The following is a 19,544-nucleotide window of genomic DNA, read 5'->3' on the forward strand; positions in this document are numbered from 1 at the left end:
AGGAAAAGCACCCGCCGGACGGCGGGTGCTTTTTTCGTTCCAACGGCCTATGCTTTGAAGAAGGCCAGCAGGTCGGCATTGACGATGTCTGCATGGGTCGTGGCCATGCCGTGCGGGAAGCCCTTGTAGACCTTGAGCTCGCCCTTCTTGAGCAGCTTGATCGTCAGCAGCGCCGAGTCCGCGATGGGAACGATCTGGTCGTCGTCGCCGTGCATGACCAGCACAGGCACGTCGATCGCCTTCAGATCCTCGGTGAAGTCGGTTTCCGAAAAGGCCTTGATGCAATCATAATGCGCCTTGGTGCCGCCCATCATGCCCTGGCGCCACCAATTGTCGATGACGCCCTGCGATACCTCTGCGCCCGGGCGGTTGAAGCCGTAGAACGGACCTGATGGAACGTCGCGGAAGAACTGGGCGCGATTGGCTGCCTGCGCGGAGCGGAAGCCGTCGAACACTTCGATCGGCAGGCCGCCGGGATTGGCGGCAGTCTTGAGCATGATTGGCGGCACCGCGCCGATCAGCACCGCCTTGGCGACACGGCCGCCGGCGCCATACTTGGCGACATAACGCGCCACTTCGCCGCCGCCGGTCGAATGGCCGACATGGATGGCGTTCTTGAGGTCCAGATGGGCTGCGAGTTCCGCGACGTCGGCGGCATAGGTGTCCATCTCGTTGCCGATATCCGTCTGGGTCGAGCGGCCATGGCCTCGGCGATCATGGGCAATGACACGGTAGCCCTGTGACACGAAGAACAGCATCTGGGCGTCCCAATCGTCGCTGCTCAACGGCCAGCCGTGATGAAAGACGACAGGCTGCCCGGTCCCCCAGTCCTTGTAGTAAATCTGCGTTCCGTCCCTGGTGGTGATCGTACCGCTGCCGGAGCCGGGTTTGGTTTGCGAGGTCATCTCAATCTCCTTCTGGTTATTTTCGCGATAAACAATATCGCGATATCGATATAGCTAACGCGGCCTAAAACCCTTGTCCACAAAATATGTATCGCGATATCATTTTTCGTGGTATCGATTTGATGCCCACATTGGCAAAAGGAATGCGCCGTGCCTCTCCCGTTGGACAATCAGCTCTGTTTCACGCTCTATGCCACCAGCATGGCCATCAACCGCACCTACAAGCCGATGCTGGACGAGATGGGCATCACCTATCCCCAGTACCTGGTGTTGAACGCGCTTGGAGAGGCCGACGGCATGTCGGTCGGCACCATCGCCCATCGGCTCGCTTTGGAATCGAGCACCGTCACGCCGCTGGTGAAGCGAATGGAGCAGGCCGGGCTGGTGACCCGCCAGCGCAGCCAGACCGACGAACGCCAGGTTCAGGTCGATCTGACATCAGCCGGGCGCGCACTGCTTGTCCAATGCAACTGCCTGAACGAAGCCTTGGTCGAACGCTCGGGCATGACGCTGACTGAGCTCGATGCGCTGAACCGGCAGATCCAGGCGTTACGCGCCGCGTTGACCGGCGACCGCTAGCACGGCTTGACGACGGCTAAGCCAAACGTCGGAAGAGGCCACCATCATGCGGACTTAAGCACGGCAAATGGCCGTTTGCGCATGGCTCGCTTTGCTTGGAAACTGACGGCGGGAGCGGGACGGCCGACATGGAAGCCCTGGATCTTGTCTATGCCGAATTCGCGCATAAGGGCCATCTGCTCGTCTGTCTCCACCCCTTCGACCAGGATTTTGTGGCCGCGATTTCGAACCAGGGTGATAATGTCCTGCAGCATCGCCTTGCCGCTCGGGGAGCTGCAGTCATGCAGAAACGAGCGATCGATCTTCACCGTATCGAAATCGATCAGGCGAAGCCACGAAAGGCCCGCAAAGCCGGTCCCGAAATCATCAAGCCAGATCTTGATCCCGAGCAGCTTCAGGTCGCTGATGCAGCGCAGGATGTCGGAGTGCATCTCCATCTCCAGCCCTTCGGTGATCTCGAAGGCCAGCCTGCTGCCTGCGACACCCGTCTCGCCCAGAATGGTCGCGACCGACGTCGCGAAGCCCGGTGTCTTGAGCTGGATCGGGGAGACGTTGACACTGACGACACGGACGTGGTCGTCCGCCAGCAGTTCGGCGCACACTGTCCTTATCGCCCAGCGCCCGAGTTCCAGGATCGCACCGGTCCGTTCGGCGACCGGAATGAACAGGCTCGGCGGAACCGATGTGCCGTCGAGCATCTTGAGGCGCATCAGAGCCTCCACCGCTTCAACCCGGTCCGATTTGACATCCTGGATAGGCTGGTAAACGAGTGAAACGAGATTCTGGCCGATCGCGATCTTCAGCAAAGCCGCAATGTTCTCGCTCTCGTCACTGCTTTGCGGGTCGGTTGGATCGAACAGCCGGGCACAATTTCGGCCGCCGGCTTTTGCCAGATAGAGAGCGCGATCGGCCTCGTGAATGATTTTCTCCAGCTTGGCCCCGGTCTGCGTCCGGGTGAATGCGGCGCCAACGCTTACCGTTACGATCGAGACGCCGTCGCGCCGCAGTTCGTGCGTCAGAGCCAGGTTCTCCACCGTGCTGCAAATGGCTTCCGCAATGTCCAGGATCTGCTCCTTTTTCTCCATGCGAGCCAGGACGATGAACTCTTCGCCGCCATAGCGGCCGATGGAGCCATTATACTGTTTGATCATATCGCTAAGGGCATTGGCGACATGGATCAGGCAGCGGTCGCCTTCCTGATGGCCGTAGCAGTCATTGAACTTCTTGAAGAAGTCCACGTCGATGAGGATCGCCCCAAAGCTGGTGCCGACCTTTTGCCAATCGTTCCAGTAGTCTCGCAGCTTCTCGTCGATCGCGCGCCGGTTCTCCAGACCCGTGAGCGGATCGGTCCGCGACAACCTCAGCAGGGCCTTGCCGCGTTCGGTCGCCTCATTGTGCTGGATCTTGGCTTCCAGGGCGTTCAGGAAGACGTTGTAGCGTTCCTCATTCAGTTTCCAGTTCACATATGAGGTGAACGTGAAACAAGAAACATAGAAAGCCCCAAATACCATTTTGTATATGAGGGTTGAGGGAACAAAGTAATTTACGATATAAAGTATACATAAGATTATTGTCGAGGTTACGATAGAAAGCTTGAAATTGAATGTAAAGAAAAGATTGGCGCTCATCATGAATATGGTCCCAAAGACCATATAGTAAGAGACGCTTTCCTTGTCCGCGCCCATAATCGCCGGACACAGCCAACCAACATAGCCAAAGATGATGGCCCCGGCGCAGGTCACGTCGAGCCATTCCGTCCCGACGCCGTGGCGAAGCTGCGCTTCCAGGATCAAAAGCGCGCTCAAGCCGACCGCGAAGCGCGCCGTGATCGTATAGGCGGCCACATCCGGGATCAGCAGCAGATCCGTTGCCGAAAACAAGAGATAGATCGCAACTGCGATCCAAAGCCCTGGCCTGGCTTCCCCTCTTCGCGTCGCCCGGGCTTCGGTGCGGTAGAGGGCGCGAAGTTCGTCGGCTCCCAGTTCGTAGCGCGGCTCGTACGGCTCCGCATCAACCGTATCGGCCAATGCGGATGACACGTGTTCGTTCATCACAATCGACCCCTTTTGAAAGGGATTTTGTTTTCCGAACTCATTTCCAGCTTCTGCCCCCACGCGGGCCGGCTCCTTGGGACGCGACGGCGATTGCGAACGCCGGGCAAACAAATGCAATCGCGCAAGACAAGTTTCCGTTAACTCGAACCCGGAATCCGGCTCGGAAGCTGATTAACCAACGAACATGGTTGGCGGGAAATTAATCATAAACCTAAAATGCCGTCGGCCCGACATTGGCAAAGGGAGCATTCTACGCAATAAGTTAACCGACTGTTAACTATGGAGTGATGGCGTGCAGACCGTTCTGGATGGCAAAAGCTTGATTACTGCCGAGATGCTCGCCGGCACGCTGCCTCGGGGAAAGATCGAGCATCATGGCGAGGCGTTCGAAACCGCGCGCGCGGAGCTTGCCCTCATTCTCCACGCGACACAGCAGCAGGTCGAACAGGACAAGAACCCGGCCGAGATCGTCGGCCGCTTGCTGTCCTTCCTCAATGGCCTGCATTCCAAGGTTCATCCCGACGTCTGGCATGCGTTGATACCGGTCGCGCAGAACCATCCGATCCTGAAGTATTTTCTCGAGGATCCACTGACGCACTGGTCCTTCACCAAACCCAGGGGCTATTCCGGCGACGCGCAGTTGCTCGACTACATCTATTGTGATCCGCACGTGGCAGAGAGCGTGGCGAACGCCTCGGAGGTCGGCAAAGCACTCTATAGCCATACCCAGAACGTACCGTCATGCGTCGCGGCCCGGGAACGACGCGACCTCCTGACCCGATATGTCGACGAGATCGCGGCCAAGAACGGACCGGAAACCGAGGTTCTGGCGATCGCGGCCGGCCATTTGCGGGAAGCCAATCGTTCGGTCGCCCTGACGGAGGGCCGTCTCAAGCGCTGGGTTGCGCTCGACCAGGATCCCCAGAGCGTTGGGCTGATCTCGCGCGACTTCCAGGGCACCGCCGTCGAAGCCATCGACGGCTCGGTGCGAACCGTGCTCACGCGGGGCCACAAGCTCGGCAAATTCGACTTCATCTACGCCTCCGGCCTTTACGACTACCTCGCCCACAACGTCGCGGTGAAACTCACGAAGACCTGCCTGCAGATGTTGAAGCCGAACGGAACATTCCTGTTCGCCAACTACGCCGAGGGCACCCCCGACGCGGGGTATCGGGAGACGTTCATGGACTGGGTGTTGCTGCTGCGATCGGAGGTCGATATGTGGAACATCGTCAATGCCAGCGTCGACCGCAACACCGTCGAGGCGCAGGTATTCTTCGGCGAGAACCGCAACGTGCTCTATGCCGTCATCGAAAAGCGCGGATAGCGGCCGTCTGGGCTGCACCAGGCCGGTCGTGCCTTTGGCTTGCACCTCCGGCCGCCTTCCGCTATAGAGCCGCCACCCGCGTAGACACCCTTGGAGGCAACGCGGCGGAAGGCCGCCTTCCCGCATGATCCCGAAAAGTGGATTCCGGTTTTCGGACCAGATCATGCATGGGTATGTCGGCTTTCGACGTTTACGGTCTAGGCACTCTGCCCACCGTGAGCGCTCCAGAACAAACCGAAAGGAAATGCCATGAGCCACGACACTTACGAGCTCAAGGCCGAAGCACGCGAACAGGTCGGTAAGGGGTCCGCCCGTGCAGTTCGCCGCAACGGTAAAGTGCCTGCAGTAATTTATGGTGACAAGCAGCCTCCCCTGGCTATCGCGCTCACCTACAAGGACATCTACTACAAGATCCATGGCGGCGGGTTCCTGACCACGATCGCCACGATCGATGTCGACGGCAAGAAGATCCAGGTCCTGCCGAAGGACTTCCAGCTCGACCCGGTCAAGGATTTCCCTGTCCATGTCGACTTCCTGCGCATCGGCAAGGACACCGAAGTCAATGTCGACGTGCCTGTCCACTTCATCAACGAGGACAAGTCGCCCGGCATCAAGCGCGGCGGCGTGCTCAACATCGTGCGTCACGAAGTCGAGTTCCACTGCCCGGCCAATGCGATCCCGGAATTCATCACCGTCGATCTCACCGGCGCCAACATTGGCGATTCGATCCACATCTCGGCGGTCAAGCTGCCGGCTGGGGTCAAGCCTGTGATCTCCGACCGCGACTTCACCATCGCGACCATTGCCGGTTCGTCGGCGATGAAGCCGGAGACGGAAGAGACGGCTGAAGCGGCTGCACCTGAAGCGGCTCCTGCCGCCGAAGAGAAGTAACTCTTTCACGCCCGGAGCAGGCGATGCTGCTGTTTGCAGGTCTCGGCAATCCGGGCGCGAAATACGCCGGCAATCGGCACAATGTCGGTTTCATGGCGGCGGACGCAATCGCCCGCCGCCATTCCTTTTCGCCCTGGTCGAAGAAATTTCAGGGCCTGATCGCCGAGGGCTCGCTCGGCGGCGAAAAAGTCGTCCTGATCAAGCCGCAGACCTTCATGAACCTGTCCGGCCAGTCGGTCGGCGAAGCGCTGCGCTTCTACAAGCTCGAGCTTTCCGCGCTCACCGTCTTCTATGACGAGATCGATCTTGCCGAAGGCAAGCTGCGCATAAAGACCGGCGGCGGCGCCGGCGGCCATAACGGCATCCGTTCGATCGATGGCCATGTCGGCAACGCCTATCGCCGCGTACGCATCGGCGTCGGCCATCCAGGCGTCAAGGAAATGGTCCAGCACCATGTGCTCGGCGATTTCGACAAGGCGGACCGCGAATGGCTTGACCCGCTGCTCGACGCGATCGCCGACAACGCCGCCATGATCGCCAAAGGCGACGAATCCGGCTTCATGAACAAAGCCAGTCTCGCCGTCCAGGGCAAGGCCGGGCCGGAGCCCGAAAAATCGGCACCTAAGCAGCCGGCGCAGAAGCAGCAAAGTCACGTCCGCCAGGCACGGCCCCAACAGCCCCTGGCCAAGCTGCCGGAAAGCGGTCCGATGGCCGCCATGCTGAAGAAGCTGCTCGGCGGCAAGGACTGAGCATCAAGGGGACCGAAGGGCTTGACGTTGATCACCCCTATCGCCCATAGCCCTGATCAAATTTCTATTTCCCGATAGGACCGGACAAAATGGGTTTCAAATGCGGCATCGTTGGCTTGCCCAACGTCGGCAAGTCGACGCTTTTCAACGCGTTGACCAGAACGGCTGCGGCGCAAGCCGCCAACTATCCGTTCTGCACCATCGAACCGAATACCGGCGAGGTCGCGGTGCCCGATCCGCGCCTGCAGAAGATCGCGGCGATTGGCAAGTCAAAGGAGATCATCCCGACCCGCATCTCCTTCGTCGACATTGCCGGTCTGGTGCGCGGCGCCTCGAAGGGCGAAGGGCTGGGCAACCAGTTCCTCGCCAACATCCGCGAGGTCGACGCCATCGTGCATGTGCTGCGCTGCTTCGAGGATGACGACATTACCCATGTCGAGGGCCGCATCGACCCGGTGGCCGATGCCGAGACGGTCGAAACCGAGCTGATGCTCGCCGACCTCGACAGCCTCGAGCGCCGCATCGTGCAATTCCGCAAGCGCGCCGGCAGCAAGGACAAGGAAGCGACGTCAGTGCTGCCGATGATGGAGGCAGCGCTAGAACTGCTGCAGGCCGGCAAGCCGACCCGCATCCTGCTCAAGGATATTTCGGCCGAAGATTTGCGCATCCTGCAGGGCCTGAACCTTCTGACCTCGCATCCCGTGCTCTATGTCTGCAACGTCGCCGAGGCCGACGCAGCCACCGGCAACGAGCACACCAGGGCCGTGGAAAAGATGGCGACCGCCCAGGGCGCCGGCACCGTGGTGATCTCGGCCGCCATCGAAGCCGAGGTCGCACAGCTCTCCGATGAGGAAGAGATGGAATTCCTGTCCTCGCTCGGCCTCGACGAGCCCGGCCTCAACAAGGTCATCCGCGCCGGCTACGATCTGTTGCACCTCATCACCTACTTCACCGTCGGGCCGAAGGAGACGCGCGCCTGGACCATCCATAAGGGCGACAAGGCCCCCCAAGCCGCCGGCGTCATCCACACCGATTTCGAGCGCGGCTTCATCCGCGCCCAGACCATCGCCTACAATGACTTCGTCACACTGGGCGGCGAAGTGGCGGCCAAGGAAGCCGGCAAGGCCCGCGACGAAGGCAAGGAATATGTCGTCCAGGACGGCGACATCCTGCTGTTCAAGTTCAACACGTGATTTGATGGAAGTCCTTCGAGACTGTCCGCGGGCCGGCTGAGCCGACCACCAGATATCAGGCCCAAAGTGTCGCCTATAAAGCTGATAATATTTGATTGTGACGGCGTCCTCGTGAACAGCGAGGAGATATACCAGGCAACCGAGCTTGAATATCTGGCGGCGGCCGGCATCACGTTCGAACCAAGCGCCTATACGCAAGCCTTCATGGGATTGTCTCCCGCTATGTGGCAGGCGAAGCTCGAAGCGATCGGCCAAGAGCGAGCCAAGCCGCTCTCTCCGCTCTTTTTTGAACAGCTTGCCGACCACACCAACGAACGCTTGCGTAAGAATCTGGCGGCCTTACCCGATGCACGGAATGTGATTGGCCGGCTCGCCGCATGGAGATGTGTGGCGTCAAGCACGCCGCTGGCCCGATTGCGTTGGAAACTCGAACACACGGGCCTTGTCGACCTTTTCGATCCTAATATTTTTTCATCGGACATGGTCGTCAATGGAAAGCCGGAACCAGACCTGTTCTTGCATGCGGCGGACACGATCGGTGTTCATGCAAAGGAGTGCATCGTGGTCGAGGACAGCGTGAATGGCGTCCTGGCGGGCAAGGCAGCAGGTATGCGCGTGATCGGATTTACCGCTGGCAGTCATTGCACCGGCACTCATGGCGATGCTCTGTTGCGACATGGCGCGGATGCCCTCGTCGGCGCATACGAGGACTTGGAGGTCACTCTAGCCAGTCTTTAGATCGATCCGCTGACGCGGCTTCCGAGCCGCGAGGGCCGTCCCCCGGCCCGATTCGGGCTTGTCTTGATTTTGTCACGTCACAGGTCTAAGCGGCAGACGCACGGTCGGCGCTGGCGCCGGGAACCGTGCAATCCAACACGACGCGTCAATCCGAACACACCCTTTGGCCCCAGCAAGGGATATCAGGCGATGATCAAGGCCTTCGTCGTGGACAATGATCGCCTGCGCCTCGTCGACGATCTCCTGGCAAACAGCGAGACCATCGTCTGGGCGGACCTGTTCAACCCGACAAAGGAAGAGGAAGCGACGATCGAGAGCTGGCTCGGCGTGGCCATTCCGACACGCGAGGAGATGGAGGAGATCGAGATTTCGAGCCGCCTCTATGTCGAGGACGGCGCCTACTTCATGACCGCAACCCTGCCCGCCCAGACCGAGGTCGACGATCCCTTGATGTCGCCGGTCACCTTCGTGCTCGCCGGCACAAGGTTGATCACTGTGCGCTACCACGAGCCGAAGGCCTTCAAGACCTTTCCGCAGCGCGCCGAGAAGGTGGCGACCGGCTGCACCAGCGGCGACACCATCCTGATCGGCTTGCTGGAGGCGATCGTCGACCGTCTCGCCGACATTCTGGAGCGTGCCGGCCGTGACATCGAGGCGATCTCGCGCGATATCTTCGAGGCGCGATCGACTAAGGTTTCCAAGCGCAATCGCGACTTCCAGGAATTGTTGAAAGCCATCGGCCGCAAGGAGGACATCGCGTCTTCGATCCGCGACAGCCTGATCTCGCTGCAGCGCCTGGCGGGCTTTTTCGCCCATGCCTCGACCCGCACCAAGATGAGCAAGGACACCAAGGCGCGCATCAAGACGCTGTCTCGCGACGTGCTGTCACTCGCCGACCACGCCACCTTCCTGTCGCAGAAGATCTCCTTCCTGCTCGACGCGACGCTCGGCATGATCTCGATCGAGCAGAACGCCATCATCAAGATCTTTTCGGTCGCCGCCGTCATCTTCCTGCCGCCGACTTTGGTCGCCTCGATCTACGGCATGAATTTCGACGTCATCCCCGAGTTGAAATGGGAACTTGGCTATCCCTTCGCCATCGCCATGATGGTGCTGTCGGCGATCCTGCCCTTCTGGTATTTCCGCCGCCGCGGCTGGCTCTGAGTGGGCCTGTCGATCGGCTGCCACAGGCTGGCGCAGTAGAAATCGCTTGACCAAATGAACGCCGGCCTGCATCCGGAAACCCCGATCCTGAGGATCGTGGGTCGACAAGCCGGATTCCAGACCATGACCGCAGAGATAAAAACATGGGCCTATGAGGACTTCATCGAGGGTGCATCGATCGACCTCGGCTCGAAGCTCGTGAGTGCCGCCGAGATCGTCGAATTCGCCGGAGAATTCGACCCGCAGCCGATGCATCTCGACGAGGAAGCCGGCAAGGCCAGCATCCTCGGTGGGCTGGCGGCGTCGGGCTGGCACACCTGCGCCATGTTCATGCGCATGCTGTGCGATGCCTTCCTGTTGGACTCGACCTGCCAGGGCGCGCCCGGCGTCGATCAGGTCAAATGGAAGAAGCCGGTCCTGGCCGGCGATCAACTGACCGGCACCCTGGTGGTCGTTGCCAAGCGCCTGTCCAAATCGAAGCCGCAACTCGGCTTCGTTACAATGCGCAGCGAACTGTTCAACCAGCGCGGCGAAAGCGTCTTCGAGCTCGAGAACTCCGCCATGTTCCTCACGCGCGATGCCGCGGGGAGCCAAGCATGACACTGGACGAGTTCTTTCGTATCGGCACCACGGTGACGCTCGGCTCGCACACATTCGAGCCCGAGGCGATCAAGGCCTTCGCCCGCAAATACGACCCGCAGATCTTCCATACCGACGAGGAGGCCGCGAAGAAAAGCGTGCTCGGCGGGCTCTGCGCATCCGGCTGGCACACCGCCGCCACCTGGATGAAACTCAATCTCGAAAACCGCATGGACGCCGAGATCGCTGCGTGGAGCGGCCCCGGTCCGGTGCCGGAATTCGGCCCCTCGCCTGGCTTCAAGAACCTGAAATGGCTGAAGCCGGTCTATGCCGGGCAAACCATCACCTTTACGCGCACCGCGCTGTCGCACCGCCCGATTGCCTCACGCCCCGGCTGGCGGCTGCTGGCGCTGCGTTCGGAAGCTTTCGATTCGACCGGCGACAAAGTGCTCGAGTTCGAAAGCGCCGTGCTGGTGAAGACCGAGTAGAGGCGGCGCTTCTTTCTTCTCCCATGTGGGAGAAGGGAAGAACACTCAATGCCCCTCGAACCCAATCAGCGTCCGCACCGGCACGCCAAGCGCCTCCAGCTTGGCACGGCCGCCGAGGTCCGGCAGGTCGATGACGAAACAGGCGGCGAGGATGTCGGCACCTATCTGGCGCAGCAGCTTGACCGCCGCTTCAGCCGTGCCGCCGGTGGCGATCAGATCGTCGACCAGGATCACTTTCTCGCCCGGAGCAACACCGTCCTTGTGCATCTCCATTTCGTCCAGCCCGTATTCCAGGCTGTAGGCGACGCGCACCGTCTCGTAGGGCAGCTTGCCCTTCTTGCGGATCGGCACGAAACCGGCCGAGAGCTGATGGGCGACGGCGCCGCCAAGGATAAAGCCGCGCGCCTCGATGCCGGCGATCTTGTCGATCTTCTGGCCGGCATAGGGATGCACCAGTTCGTCGATGGCGCGGCGGAAGGCGCGCGCATTGCCAAGCAGCGTGGTGATGTCGCGAAACAGGATGCCGGGCTTGGGATAGTCCGGAATGGTGCGGATCGCGGCAAGCAGCGTGTCTTCGAGCGAGGATTTCATGGGTCGAGATTACCTGAAACGGAGATTGTTGCGCGACAATTGTTCGATAGAGCTGCAGCCCATCAGCTTCATGCCGCGTTCGATCTCGACCCGCATCTGTTCGAGCGCCCGTTCCACGCCGGGCTGGCCGGCCGCCGCGAGCGGAAACAGATAGTAGCGTCCGACGCCGACGGCCTTGGCGCCGAGCGACAGCGCTTTCAGCACGTGTGTGCCGCGCTGCACGCCGCCATCCATGATGACGTCGATCCTGTCGCCAACGGCATCGACGATCTCGGCAAGCTGGTCGAACGCCGCCCGTGAGCCATCCAACTGCCGCCCGCCATGGTTCGACAGCACGATGCCGCTGCAGCCGATGTCGACAGCGCGTTTGGCATCCTCCACCGACATGACGCCCTTGAGGCAGAACGGACCCGACCAGAGCTTGACCATATCGGCGACGTCGTCCCATGTCATCGACGGATCGAGCATCTCGGTGAAGTAACGGCTGATCGACATCGTGCCGCCGCCCATGTCGACATGCTCGTCGAGCTGCGGCAGCTTGAAGTCCTCATGGATGAAATAGTTGATCGCCCAGGCCGGCTTGAGCGCGAACTGCGCCATTCCGGTAAGGTTGAGCTTGAAGGGAATGGCAAAGCCGGTTCGTTTGTCGCGCTCGCGGTTTCCCCCGGTGATGCTGTCGACGGTCAGCATCATCACCTCGACCCCGACCGCCTTTGCCCGCTGCATCATCGCCCGGTTAAGACCGCGATCCCGGTGGAAATAGAACTGGTAGACCTGCGGGCCGCTGCTGATGCTGCGCGCCTCCTCGAGGCTGACGGTGCCCAGCGACGACACGCCGAACATCGTGCCGTATTTGGCGGCGGCCTTGGCGACCGCGCGCTCGCCCTGGTGATGGAACAGGCGCTGCAAGGCGGTCGGCGAGCAATAGAACGGCATCGCCAGCTTCTGGCCCATGACCGTCACCGACATGTCGACCTCGCTCACCCCGCGCAGCACGTTGGGAACCAGATCGCAGGTCTCGAAGCTTTCGGTGTTGCGGCGATAGGTGACCTCGTCGTCGGCCGCGCCGTCGATGTAGTTGAAGATCGGCCCCGGCAGCCGCTGCTGCGCCATGCGGCGGTAATCGGAAAAGTTGTGACAGTCGCTGAGCCGCATCATCGAATTCCAAAGGCCATGGCGGGACAAGTTTCTCGCCACCGTTCGATGCATCGAATATCAACCTGTTGTCGGCGTGCCAACGGACTATTTTTCGAGCTGCCCTCCGGACATGGCCATGAGCAAAAAAAGGGACGCCGAAGCGCCCCTTTCTGGTCTAATCCGATTGACGAAGATTACATGCCGAGATCCGAACGAAGCTCGGCCCTGGCCACTTCATACTCGGCCTTGAAGTCGTCCCGGTTGAGCAGGACCGCGGCGATGACGCTGCCGGAAATCCTGCCCATCTCGACGTCGGACGCATAGTGGATGCCGCCGACCTCGCGGTTGTGGGCGTATTCGGCCGCACGCGCCATGATCTCTGCGCGCTTTTCAGGAACCATATCGGACAGGATAATGCCCATCATGGTGCCGACGGTGGCGTGGCCGGACGGCCAGGAACCGGAGCTCGACAACTTGACCGCCGGCTTGATGAGGTCGCTGAGCTGGTGCGGACGCGGGCGCTTCCAGATATCCTTGGCCGGATCGACGACGGCGCCTTCGGTGGCCACGACGCGGTCGAAGAAGGCGCTGAATTTGGGCAGCGTTTCCTTGTTGAATTTCGGCCCCATGACATTGGCGAAGCGCCAGACATTCTCGTCGGCATCGGCGACGGCGCTGGCCACCATCTCGGGCGTGCGTGTCACCTGCAGCATCAGCACCTCGCCGAGTTCGGCCTTGGTCTGCGCGGAATCGTTTGCCGGCGGCGGCGGCAGGATCATCGTCAGGTCGACATCCTTGTTGGTGACGAAAGGCTGGGCGTCCTCCGCTTGCGCGGCCGAGCCGACGATGAGCAGCAACAGGCCTGCCGCGAGCGATGCGTATCTTTTCATGGGTGCGATCCTTTGATGAGAGCAGCACAGGATCGCCGGATGCGGTGACGGCCATGTGACATGGCCGGCTTCTGGAAATGCAAAAGGGCGCCTCTCGGCGCCCTTCGTGATCACTTGATCGTGTGGCTTAATGCGCCACGCCTTCCCACACCTTGCGCTTGGTGAGATAGACCAGCGCGCCGAACAAAAGCAAGAACACCAGAACGCGAAAACCGGTCTTCTTGCGGTCTTCCATATGCGGCTCGGCCGCCCATGCCAGGAAGGCGGAGACGTCGCGGGAATACTGGTCGATGGTCTGCGGCGCACCGTCATCATAGGTCACCTGGCCGTCGGAGAGCGGCTTGGGCATCTTCAGCGACACGCCGGACATGAAGTACGGATTGTAGTGGGTGCCTTCCGGGATGACCATGCCGGCCGGCGGCGTCTGGTCGTAGCCGGTCAGCAGCGAGTGGATATAGTCGGGGCCGCCCGCGTCGTACTGGGTAAAGATATCGAAGACGAACTGCGGAAAACCGCGTTCGACACCGCGAGCCTTGGCCAGCAGGGACATGTCTGGCGGAGCAGCACCGCCATTGGAGGCAGCGGCGGCTTCCTCATTGGCGAAGGGCGGCGGGAAGTGGTCGGACGGCTTGCCCGGACGGTCGAACATGTCGCCGGCATCGTTGGGACCGTCGTGGATGGTGTACTCGGCCGACAGCGTCTTGATCTGCGCATCGGAATAGCCGAGGTCCGACAGCGTGCGGAACGCCACCAGGTTCATCGAATGGCAGGCCGAGCAGACTTCCTTGTAGACCTTGAGGCCGCGCTGCAGCTGCGCCTTGTCATAGGTGCCGAATGGGCCGGTGAAACTCCAGTCCATTTCCTTCGGCTCGTCGATCGGGAAATGCGTCGGATTGGCCACATTGTGTGCCTCTTCGGCGGCGATCGCCCGAGTGCCCGCGGCCCCAGCGGCGACGGCCACAAGGCCGATCAGCGCCAGCGAGGTGAGAATCTTTTTCATGCCAAATCCCCTTAGATTCTCTACCCGCTCAGCCTTTGGTTTCCGGAGCCGCCGTAGCGCCCGCCGGATGTCCGCTGCCGCCCTTGTTCTTCTCAAGCACCGCCTCGGTGATCGAGTTCGGCAGCCGTCGCGGCGTCTCAATCAGGCCGAGCACCGGCAGCGCGATCAGGAAGAAGGCGAAGTAGAACAATGTCGCCATCTGCGCCATGAACACATAGCTGCCTTCCGCCGGCTGCGAGCCCAGCCAGCCAAGCAGGATGGCATCGGCCACGAACAGCCAGAAGAACAGCTTGTACCAGGGCCGGTAAACAGCCGAGCGCACCTTCGAAGTGTCGAGCCAAGGCACCAGGAACAACATGACGATGGCGCCGAACATGCATAGCACGCCGCCGAGCTTGGAGTTGATCGGCCCGACATTGAAGGTGATGGCGCGCAGGATCGCGTAGAACGGCAGGAAGTACCATTCGGGCACGATGTGGGCCGGCGTCTTCAGCGGGTTGGCGACGATGTAGTTGTCGGGATGACCGAGATAGTTCGGCAGGTAGAAGACGAAATAGGCGAAGAAGAACAGGAACACGATCATGCCGAACGCGTCCTTGATGGTCGCGTAGGGGGTGAAGGCCACGGTGTCGGTCTTCGACTTGACCTCGATGCCCGTCGGGTTCGACTGGCCGACGACATGCAGCGCCCAGATGTGCAAAACGACGACGCCTGCGATCATGAACGGCAACAGATAGTGCAGCGCAAAGAAACGGTTCAGCGTCGGGTTGTCGACGGCAAAGCCGCCGAGCAGCAGCTGCTGGATCCAGTCGCCGACCAGCGGAATGGCGCTGAAGAAGCCGGTGATGACGGTGGCGCCCCAGAAGCTCATCTGGCCCCACGGCAGCACGTAGCCCATGAAGCCGGTCGCCATCATCAGGAGATAGATGATGCAGCCGAGGATCCACAGCAGTTCGCGCGGCGCCTTGTAGGAGCCGTAATAGAGGCCACGGAAGATGTGGATGTAGACGGCGACGAAGAAGAACGAGGCGCCGTTCGAATGCATGTAGCGCAGCAGCCAGCCCGAATTCACGTCGCGCATGATCTTCTCGACCGAGCCGAAGGCCAGATTGGTGTCGGCCGTGTAATGCATGGCCAGCACGATGCCGGTCAGGATCTGCGCCACCAGCATGATCGACAGGATGCCGCCAAAGGTCCATGCATAGTTGAGGTTGCGCGGCACCGGATAGGCAACGAAGCTGTCATAGACCAGCCGCGGCAGCGGCATGCGGGCGTCGAACCAGCGTCCGAGACCGGTTTTGGGCGTATAGGTCGAGTGTCCCTCGCTCATCGAAATATCCCCCTGCCTCAACCGATAAGGATCTTGGTATCGGAAATGAACTTGAATACCGGAACCGCCATGTTCTCCGGCGCCGGGCCTTTGCGGATGCGGCCGGCGGTGTCGTATTGCGAACCGTGGCACGGGCAGAACCAGCCGCCGAAATCGCCTTCCTGGCCAAGCGGAATGCAGCCGAGATGCGTGCAGACCTGAACCATCACCATCCAGGCTTCCTTGCCGGGCGTGGTGCGATTGGCGTCGGTCGCCGGTGCGTCGGCCGGGAGATTGGCGTTGCGGGCGATCGGATCCTTGAGATCGGCCAGCTTGACCGCCTCGCCGTCCTTCATTTCCTGTTCGGTGCGGTTGCGGACCACGACCGGCTTGCCGCGCCATTTGACGATCAGCGACATGCCCGGCGTCAGCGAGGCGACGTCGACTTCGACCGAGGCGAGCGCCAGCGTCGAGGCGTCAGGGCGCATCTGGTCGATGAACGGCCACGCGAAAGCACCCGCGCCGACCACTGCGGCCATGCCGGTGGCGACGTAGAGAAAATCACGACGGTTGGGATCCTGGGTGTCGGTTGCGCTCACGGGTGCCTGATCCTTTCGCCTCTTCCGTGCCGGTGGTTGAGCCTTGTTCCCCGCTCAATTACGCCAACCCGACAGCGCATGGCGAACAGGCTTGCGAATTCCTCCGGCATTTGGACTTCGGTTTATGCGTGAAGCCCGTTTTTGTCCAGACGGGTGAAGGCACAAGGGCAGATTGTCGCGGGGACAAAATCCGCCGCCGGTCAACACGACGCCGGATAGCCGCCAACCATCACTAAACAACCGGGAAACACCCGCAAATCCGACGCCCTTGTTCGGCTCGACACAAGGCCCCAGCCGGGCCTATCCTTGTCATCATGGCACACGTCATAGACCGCGACACCTGGGCCGTTCGCTCCGACCATTGGAAGGGCGAGTTGCAATGTGGCGCCTACGGCTCCAACTCCTGCCTGATCTTCAACTATCTACCTGATGTCGGCGGCGGCCCGCGCCTGCACACACATCCCTACGCGGAGATCTTCATCATCCGCCAGGGCACCGGCCTGTTCACTGTCGGCGACCAGGAAATCGAGGCATCCGCCGGCCAGATCCTGATCGTGCCACCCAATACGCCGCACAAATTCACCAATCTCGGCCCAGGCCCACTGGAAACGACCGACATCCACGAGAATGGCAGCTTCATCACCGAATGGCTGGAGTGATCCCTATTTCGCGCCGAGCCTGGCCAGCACCGCTTTCGGGATGTTGTATTCACGAATGACGGCATCGTGCTTGCGCAAGCCGCACAGCTCGCGCTGGATGAAATAGCCATGCACCGCCTCGGCGGCATCCTTGAGCAGAAGGGGGCGCAGTTGCTCGTCGGCATTGTCGCGCAGCCTGGCCAGCGTTTCCTCTACCCGCTGGCCGGCGCGGCCGAGTGCTGCCGCCTTTTCCGCCAATATTTCATGGCCGAGCGCGTCGAAGGCGGCTTCGGCGGCCGAGGCGCCGGCAAGATGAGATGGCGGACGCAAGGACATTTCAGCCTCCTTTCCCGAAAACCATGCGGTGTGTGACGAACTCTTCGCCTGCTACGCGCTGAAAGCCAAGCCGTTCATAGAAACCGAAGGCTTCTTGCGGCGCGCGGGTGTTCAGCATGGCGAAATGGTGACGTGCCCTGTCGACAACGGTTTCGGCCAGAATCCGGCCAAGGCCGGCGCGACGGTGGCGCGCGCTCACAAACAGGTGCCGGACCCGGCCGTGGCCCCTGCCCTCGAAATAGGGATCGATGTTCAACCCGCACACGCCGGCGAGTTCCCTTCCACACCATGCTCCGTACAGCGCCTCCCCCCGTTTCAGGAACTTGTTGCGGCCACTTGCCCAGCCATCCGCAAGGCGTACCAGCATCCAGTAGCCTTCCAGCCGGCTCTCTTCCTTCAGCGTGTCGAAGGCCGGCATGGTCGGCCGGAGCCGGTTGAGCACGTAGCCGACCTCTGGGATGGCGCCTGTCGATCCACCCATGGAGCTACTCCGCCGGGCGCGTCTCTTCGAGCACGCTGTCCTCGTGATAGAGAAAACCGCCGGACTGCCGCTTCCACAGCCGCGCATAGAGCCCGTCGAGCGCCACCAATTGGTCATGCGTGCCTTGCTCGACAATGCGGCCGCCGTCGAGCACCACCAGACGATCGAGTGCTGCGATCGTCGACAGCCGGTGGGCGATGGCGATGACCGTCTTGTTTTCCATCAGCCGTGTCAGATTCTCCTGGATCGCCGCCTCGATGTCGGAATCGAGTGCCGAGGTCGCCTCATCGAGAATCAGGATCGGCGCATCCTTGAGGAAGACGCGGGCGATCGCCACGCGCTGGCGCTGGCCTCCCGACAGCTTGACGCCGCGCTCGCCGACAAACGCCTCGTAGCCGGCGCGGTCCCTGTTGTCGCGCAAGGTCAGGATGAACTCGTGCGCCTCAGCCTTTTTCGCCGCCGCGATCACCTCCGCATCGGTCGCGTCAGGCATGCCGAGCTTGATGTTGTCGCGCAGCGAACGGTGGAACAGCGCCGTGTCCTGGCTGACGACGCCGATATTGGCGCGCAGCGAATTCTGCGTAACTTTGGCGACATCCTGGCCATCGATGGTGATCGACCCGCTCTCGAGATCGTAGAGGCGCAGGATCAGATTGGCGAGGGTCGTCTTGCCGGCGCCGGACGGTCCGACCAGCCCTACCTTCTCGCCTGGCCTGACGACAAGGTCGATGCCGTTCAGCACGCCGAAACCTTTGCCGTAGTGGAACTCGACGTTCTTCACCGCGATACGGCCACCCGCAACGACGAGTTCCTTGGCGTCGGGCGCATCGGTGAGGCCGAGCGGCTGCGAGATCAGCGCCTTGGAATTCTCCAGCACGCCGAGGTTTCGCAAGATGCTGTTGAGCTGCATCATCAGCCGGCCGAGCAGCATGTTGAGCCGCAGCACCAGCGACAGGGTGAAGGCGACCGCGCCGACGGTGATCGAGCCCTCGACCCAGAGATAGACGGCAAAGCAGCCGATCGCCGTGATCATGATGCCCGACAGCGTGGTCAGCGCCATGCGCACGCCGGTCAGCCGGCGGGTGAACGGGCGCAATGCGTCGAGATAGATGTCGAAACCGTTCCTGATGTAGCGGTCGTCGCCATCGGCCGAGAACAGTTTCAGCGTCTGCACGTTGGAATAGGAATCGACGATGCGGCCGGTGATCATCGAGCCGGCCTCGGCTGTTTCCTCGGCATGCTTGCGGATTGCCGGCAAATAGAGCTTGGCCAGCCAGCCGAAGGCGGAAATCCAGATCACCACCAGAACCGCCAGCCTGAGATCGAGGCCTGCGACCAGCGCCAGCGTCGTCACCGTGTAGACGATCATAAACCAGACGACCTCTATGAAGCTTTCCATCAAGTCGCCGGTCGCCTGGCCCGCCTGCCAGACCTTCGTCGCGATGCGGCCGGCGAAATCGTTCTGGAAAAAGGCGTAGGACTGGCGCGAGACATGCCGGTGCGCCTGCCAGCGCACCAGATTGTAGAAGCCCGGCGTGATCGTCTGTTCGTCGACCAGCGCCGACAAGCCGACGACGACGGTGCGGATGACCAGCACCACCACGGCCATGAAAACCAGTTCAGGGCCGGCGGCGGCCCACAGTGCGTGCCAGCTGCGCTCGGCGGGAAGCTGGTCGAGAATATCGACCAGCCGCCCGACGAAGTAGAACAGGCCGGCCTCGACCAGCGGCGCGATGCCGCCGATGACCAGCATGGCGAAGAAGGCGAACTTCGCCTGGCCGACATAGTGCCAGAGAAAGCCGCCGACACTGATCGGTGGCCGAAGATTCGCCGGCTCCCTGAACGGATAGACCCAGTTCTCGAACCAGCGATAGACGGCTGTCATCATGCGGCGGC

21 protein-coding genes are annotated in these 19,544 nt (G+C 61.4%); 10 read left to right on the top strand and 11 right to left on the bottom strand.

All coding sequences use genetic code 11. The annotated features are described in order from the left end of the window. Nucleotides 1-47: 47 nt before the first annotated feature. Nucleotides 48-905, bottom strand: a complete 858-nt coding sequence (locus tag A4R29_RS22635) for an alpha/beta fold hydrolase (protein WP_063172938.1) — start codon at nt 903-905, stop codon at nt 48-50. A gap of 150 nt (nt 906-1,055) precedes the next feature. Here A4R29_RS22635 and A4R29_RS22640 point away from each other — a divergent pair, with 150 nt between their 5' ends. Further along, entirely contained in the window at nt 1,056-1,484 is a 429-nt protein-coding gene (locus A4R29_RS22640) for a MarR family winged helix-turn-helix transcriptional regulator (protein ID WP_013529998.1), read from the top strand. A 44-nt stretch (nt 1,485-1,528) separates the two neighbouring features. Here the strand turns inward: A4R29_RS22640 and A4R29_RS22645 are convergent, their stop codons facing one another. Then, entirely contained in the window at nt 1,529-3,535 is a 2,007-nt protein-coding gene (locus tag A4R29_RS22645) for a putative bifunctional diguanylate cyclase/phosphodiesterase (RefSeq protein ID WP_032808605.1), read from the bottom strand. 295 nt (nt 3,536-3,830) lie between these two features. Here A4R29_RS22645 and A4R29_RS22650 point away from each other — a divergent pair, with 295 nt between their 5' ends. From A4R29_RS22650 to A4R29_RS22685, 8 genes are all read left to right on the top strand, one after another. Further along, a complete protein-coding gene (locus tag A4R29_RS22650; RefSeq protein ID WP_013529996.1) occupies nt 3,831-4,865 on the top strand; it encodes a methyltransferase in 1,035 nt (344 codons plus the stop codon). Between the two features lie 249 nt (nt 4,866-5,114). Further along, complete coding sequence (locus A4R29_RS22655) at nt 5,115-5,756, top strand: 50S ribosomal protein L25/general stress protein Ctc (protein WP_013529995.1); 642 nt, start codon at nt 5,115-5,117, stop codon at nt 5,754-5,756. A gap of 23 nt (nt 5,757-5,779) precedes the next feature. Beyond that, nucleotides 5,780-6,505: an aminoacyl-tRNA hydrolase gene (pth, locus tag A4R29_RS22660; RefSeq protein WP_063172939.1), complete on the top strand. Its 726-nt coding sequence runs from the start codon at nt 5,780-5,782 to the stop codon at nt 6,503-6,505. An 89-nt stretch (nt 6,506-6,594) separates the two neighbouring features. Further along, a complete protein-coding gene (ychF, locus tag A4R29_RS22665) occupies nt 6,595-7,698 on the top strand; it encodes a redox-regulated ATPase YchF (RefSeq protein ID WP_024505635.1) in 1,104 nt (367 codons plus the stop codon). Nucleotides 7,699-7,764: 66 nt separating this feature from the next. Continuing rightward, nucleotides 7,765-8,436: an HAD family hydrolase gene (locus A4R29_RS22670; protein ID WP_032808607.1), complete on the top strand. Its 672-nt coding sequence runs from the start codon at nt 7,765-7,767 to the stop codon at nt 8,434-8,436. Nucleotides 8,437-8,625: 189 nt separating this feature from the next. Beyond that, the gene (gene corA / locus A4R29_RS22675) at nt 8,626-9,600 is read left to right on the top strand and encodes a magnesium/cobalt transporter CorA (protein ID WP_013529992.1); all 975 of its coding nucleotides are present in this window, start codon (nt 8,626-8,628) and stop codon (nt 9,598-9,600) included. A 123-nt stretch (nt 9,601-9,723) separates the two neighbouring features. Next, a complete protein-coding gene (locus tag A4R29_RS22680) occupies nt 9,724-10,200 on the top strand; it encodes a MaoC family dehydratase (protein ID WP_013529991.1) in 477 nt (158 codons plus the stop codon). Further along, the gene (locus tag A4R29_RS22685; protein WP_063172940.1) at nt 10,197-10,667 is read left to right on the top strand and encodes a MaoC family dehydratase; all 471 of its coding nucleotides are present in this window, start codon (nt 10,197-10,199) and stop codon (nt 10,665-10,667) included. Before A4R29_RS22680 ends, A4R29_RS22685 begins: the two co-directional genes overlap by 4 nt. Nucleotides 10,668-10,712: 45 nt before the next feature. Here A4R29_RS22685 and A4R29_RS22690 read toward each other — a convergent pair whose 3' ends face one another. The 6 genes from A4R29_RS22690 to petA all read right to left on the bottom strand — a co-directional run bounded on the left by A4R29_RS22690 (nt 10,713) and on the right by petA (nt 16,193). Beyond that, a complete protein-coding gene (locus A4R29_RS22690) occupies nt 10,713-11,258 on the bottom strand; it encodes an adenine phosphoribosyltransferase (protein ID WP_013529989.1) in 546 nt (181 codons plus the stop codon). A gap of 9 nt (nt 11,259-11,267) precedes the next feature. Continuing rightward, complete coding sequence (locus A4R29_RS22695; RefSeq protein ID WP_063173782.1) at nt 11,268-12,413, bottom strand: alpha-hydroxy acid oxidase; 1,146 nt, start codon at nt 12,411-12,413, stop codon at nt 11,268-11,270. 176 nt (nt 12,414-12,589) lie between these two features. Next, nucleotides 12,590-13,285, bottom strand: coding sequence for an acid phosphatase (locus A4R29_RS22700; RefSeq protein WP_063172941.1), 696 nt, complete (start codon nt 13,283-13,285; stop codon nt 12,590-12,592). A gap of 127 nt (nt 13,286-13,412) precedes the next feature. Beyond that, nucleotides 13,413-14,285, bottom strand: coding sequence for a cytochrome c1 (locus A4R29_RS22705; protein WP_013529986.1), 873 nt, complete (start codon nt 14,283-14,285; stop codon nt 13,413-13,415). Nucleotides 14,286-14,313: 28 nt separating this feature from the next. Then, complete coding sequence (locus A4R29_RS22710) at nt 14,314-15,615, bottom strand: cytochrome b (protein WP_013529985.1); 1,302 nt, start codon at nt 15,613-15,615, stop codon at nt 14,314-14,316. 17 nt (nt 15,616-15,632) lie between these two features. Continuing rightward, the gene (gene petA, locus A4R29_RS22715; protein WP_013529984.1) at nt 15,633-16,193 is read right to left on the bottom strand and encodes a ubiquinol-cytochrome c reductase iron-sulfur subunit; all 561 of its coding nucleotides are present in this window, start codon (nt 16,191-16,193) and stop codon (nt 15,633-15,635) included. 314 nt (nt 16,194-16,507) lie between these two features. Between petA and A4R29_RS22720 the strand changes: the two genes are divergently transcribed. Further along, a complete protein-coding gene (locus A4R29_RS22720) occupies nt 16,508-16,852 on the top strand; it encodes a cupin domain-containing protein (protein WP_013529983.1) in 345 nt (114 codons plus the stop codon). A gap of 3 nt (nt 16,853-16,855) precedes the next feature. Here the strand turns inward: A4R29_RS22720 and A4R29_RS22725 are convergent, their stop codons facing one another. Genes A4R29_RS22725 through A4R29_RS22735 form a run of 3 tightly spaced genes read right to left on the bottom strand, consistent with a single transcriptional unit; the run spans nt 16,856 to nt 19,536 of the window. Then, on the bottom strand, nt 16,856-17,167 hold the full coding sequence (locus A4R29_RS22725; RefSeq protein ID WP_013529982.1) for a DUF6665 family protein: 312 nt from the start codon (nt 17,165-17,167) through the stop codon (nt 16,856-16,858). A gap of 1 nt (nt 17,168) precedes the next feature. Beyond that, nucleotides 17,169-17,648: a GNAT family N-acetyltransferase gene (locus A4R29_RS22730; RefSeq protein ID WP_063172942.1), complete on the bottom strand. Its 480-nt coding sequence runs from the start codon at nt 17,646-17,648 to the stop codon at nt 17,169-17,171. A 4-nt stretch (nt 17,649-17,652) separates the two neighbouring features. Further along, nucleotides 17,653-19,536: an ABC transporter ATP-binding protein gene (locus A4R29_RS22735; RefSeq protein ID WP_032808649.1), complete on the bottom strand. Its 1,884-nt coding sequence runs from the start codon at nt 19,534-19,536 to the stop codon at nt 17,653-17,655. Nucleotides 19,537-19,544 lie beyond the last annotated feature (8 nt).

It is taken from the genome of Mesorhizobium ciceri biovar biserrulae, from assembly GCF_001618845.1.
Taxonomy (GTDB): Bacteria; Pseudomonadota; Alphaproteobacteria; order Rhizobiales; family Rhizobiaceae; genus Mesorhizobium; species Mesorhizobium ciceri.

What these genes read in the sequence shown, in the direction of transcription:
- A4R29_RS22635 (WP_063172938.1), bottom strand. Translation starts at nt 905, where the DNA reads ATGACCTCGCAAACCAAACCCGGCTCCGGCAGCGGTACGATCACCACC.
- A4R29_RS22645 (WP_032808605.1), bottom strand. Translation starts at nt 3,535, where the DNA reads ATGAACGAACACGTGTCATCCGCATTGGCCGATACGGTTGATGCGGAG.
- A4R29_RS22655 (WP_013529995.1), top strand. Translation starts at nt 5,115, where the DNA reads ATGAGCCACGACACTTACGAGCTCAAGGCCGAAGCACGCGAACAGGTC.
- pth (WP_063172939.1), top strand. Translation starts at nt 5,780, where the DNA reads ATGCTGCTGTTTGCAGGTCTCGGCAATCCGGGCGCGAAATACGCCGGC.
- ychF (WP_024505635.1), top strand. Translation starts at nt 6,595, where the DNA reads ATGGGTTTCAAATGCGGCATCGTTGGCTTGCCCAACGTCGGCAAGTCG.
- corA (WP_013529992.1), top strand. Translation starts at nt 8,626, where the DNA reads ATGATCAAGGCCTTCGTCGTGGACAATGATCGCCTGCGCCTCGTCGAC.
- A4R29_RS22680 (WP_013529991.1), top strand. Translation starts at nt 9,724, where the DNA reads ATGACCGCAGAGATAAAAACATGGGCCTATGAGGACTTCATCGAGGGT.
- A4R29_RS22685 (WP_063172940.1), top strand. Translation starts at nt 10,197, where the DNA reads ATGACACTGGACGAGTTCTTTCGTATCGGCACCACGGTGACGCTCGGC.
- A4R29_RS22690 (WP_013529989.1), bottom strand. Translation starts at nt 11,258, where the DNA reads ATGAAATCCTCGCTCGAAGACACGCTGCTTGCCGCGATCCGCACCATT.
- A4R29_RS22695 (WP_063173782.1), bottom strand. Translation starts at nt 12,413, where the DNA reads ATGCGGCTCAGCGACTGTCACAACTTTTCCGATTACCGCCGCATGGCG.
- A4R29_RS22700 (WP_063172941.1), bottom strand. Translation starts at nt 13,285, where the DNA reads ATGAAAAGATACGCATCGCTCGCGGCAGGCCTGTTGCTGCTCATCGTC.
- A4R29_RS22705 (WP_013529986.1), bottom strand. Translation starts at nt 14,285, where the DNA reads ATGAAAAAGATTCTCACCTCGCTGGCGCTGATCGGCCTTGTGGCCGTC.
- A4R29_RS22710 (WP_013529985.1), bottom strand. Translation starts at nt 15,615, where the DNA reads ATGAGCGAGGGACACTCGACCTATACGCCCAAAACCGGTCTCGGACGC.
- A4R29_RS22720 (WP_013529983.1), top strand. Translation starts at nt 16,508, where the DNA reads ATGGCACACGTCATAGACCGCGACACCTGGGCCGTTCGCTCCGACCAT.
- A4R29_RS22725 (WP_013529982.1), bottom strand. Translation starts at nt 17,167, where the DNA reads ATGTCCTTGCGTCCGCCATCTCATCTTGCCGGCGCCTCGGCCGCCGAA.
- A4R29_RS22730 (WP_063172942.1), bottom strand. Translation starts at nt 17,648, where the DNA reads ATGGGTGGATCGACAGGCGCCATCCCAGAGGTCGGCTACGTGCTCAAC.
- A4R29_RS22735 (WP_032808649.1), bottom strand. Translation starts at nt 19,536, where the DNA reads ATGATGACAGCCGTCTATCGCTGGTTCGAGAACTGGGTCTATCCGTTC.